The organism is Staphylococcus coagulans (assembly GCF_002901995.1).
Classification (GTDB): domain Bacteria; phylum Bacillota; class Bacilli; order Staphylococcales; family Staphylococcaceae; genus Staphylococcus; species Staphylococcus coagulans.
In genome coordinates this window covers 1-1,831 of sequence record NZ_PPQN01000079.1, presented here as the reverse complement: position 1 = coordinate 1,831, position 1,831 = coordinate 1, and the positions used below count along the sequence as shown (strand labels likewise).

1 protein-coding gene and 2 pseudogenes are annotated in these 1,831 nt (G+C 25.6%); 1 reads left to right on the top strand and 2 read right to left on the bottom strand.

Annotation, left to right across the window (positions count from 1 at the left end):
* A partial coding sequence (locus CD118_RS11215; protein ID WP_142380876.1) for a transposase occupies window positions 1-324 on the top strand: 324 nt, incomplete at its 5' end.
* 316 nt (window positions 325-640) lie between these two features.
* Here the strand turns inward: CD118_RS11215 and CD118_RS11205 are convergent.
* Window positions 641-1,235 (bottom strand): annotated as a pseudogene (locus CD118_RS11205) (DsbA family protein).
* A gap of 433 nt (window positions 1,236-1,668) precedes the next feature.
* Window positions 1,669-1,779 (bottom strand): annotated as a pseudogene (locus tag CD118_RS11200) (IS6 family transposase); the annotation flags it as partial.
* Window positions 1,780-1,831: the final 52 nt, after the last annotated feature.

Sequence of the window (1,831 nt, the reverse complement as noted above, 5' to 3'; positions counted from 1 at the left end):
CGTCTTTTAAGTGCCTTAAAAGCAAACGATATCCAGCAATTACAGTTCATCTTACAGGATTCAAAGACAAAAGATATTTCACAAGGACTCAAGCGCGTTATTCGAACATTCATCAAATACTTGCCCTATATCTCAAATACGATGCGTTATCCACATTTAACGAATGGGCCAATTGAGGGAATTAATAATAAAATAAAACTGATTAAACGGGTTTCTTATGGTTATAGAAATTTCTGGAATTTTAGGAATCGAATCTTAATCATTTCCAAAGTATTTGTAAGTGAATATAAAAAACGCATTGAACAACAAAATAACGTTGCTTAATGCGTTATCGTCTCGCCAACCGACGTTGACAAAGAACCATAAAAATCCTCCTTAAAATAATAATACTAATAATATAGGGAATATAATCGCTATATTAAAAAAGTTTATAAAAACACTCACTAAAAATATTTCTTTCTTTTTAAAGAAATATATAATGAGTGAGATTATCAATATACCAATACTAGATAAGAGAAAATATTCACAAATATTTAATCCTATTTGTTGTAAATTATGTAGGTTTAAAAGAATTAATAATAGTAAAACGATATAGTTTAGTGTATTAAGTCCATATATTAGTATTTTCATTATTTCTCACCTATTTCTTTAACTCATTATTGAGTTTCTTAAATAAATCATTCTTATCCAAAGGATCTTCTACCATTTTGCCATTTATTGTTACTGTTGGAGTCATTTCAACTTTTTCTTTTTCCGCTATTTTTTTATCTTTAATTGCATCTTTATAAGCTTTGCTGTTTTTTTGCTTATAATTTTTTTTGATTTTTTCTTTCTCTTTTTTCTTTATTGAAAGTTGGTCAATAATATTGTCGACTTTTTTATAAGTAATCCATTTTTTTCATTGTTTGGTTGTTCTTTGTAAATTTTATGGTGAAATTCTAAGTAATGTTTAGGTGCAATATTTTTAACAGCATGACTAGCTCTAGATCCTATTATTGAGTCCTTACCTAAAAATGATAAATTAACAAATGAATAACTAACTTTTTCTCTATGTATTCTTTTTCTAATTTAGGCATTACTTTAGTATCAAAATCCTTACAATAAGGACATTTATAATCTCCATACTCAACAACAGTTACTTTTTTATTGTGATGATTATTGCTACACGAAATTAATAAAGGTAATAATAATATGATTAATAAATATTTTTCATAACTTTTGAACCTTCTTTTTATGTAAACTATATCTTTATTCTATTGTTTTTTTACAGAAATATCAATGTTATAAAATGATTTATTTTTTAAAGTTATGTTAATTTTGTTTTTTGTATGTGTTAGTTTAAATCTTTAATTATATTATTATTGATTAAAGCATATACAAAAGCACTACTCATAATACGAAATTATGTAAACTAACTGTATAGCTTATTGGTTAGTATCTAGTGCATTTTAAGAAAAATAGTAATGATAAAGATCTAATTTTAAAAAATAACAATAGAGGGCGTATGGTTATGAAAAGTAAAAGAAATGAAGTAATGAGAGAACAACTTCATAGAATAAGAAAGAATTTAATTTCGTCTTTAGTTTTTGGAATAATAGCTATTCTTTGGTTCTGTTGCAAAGTTAGAAAAAAATATCTAATTTCCTTTTTTATCATGTCAGCATTCGCTTAACTCGCTAACATATAACTAATTTCGTGGCATGGCGAAAATCCGTAGATCTGAAGAGACCTACAGTTCTTTTTATATAGTCCATAAATACATTCAATACCCTTGATTGTTTATACCTGAAATAGTTCATACAGAAGACCCTTTTTATTAAAATTATACTTT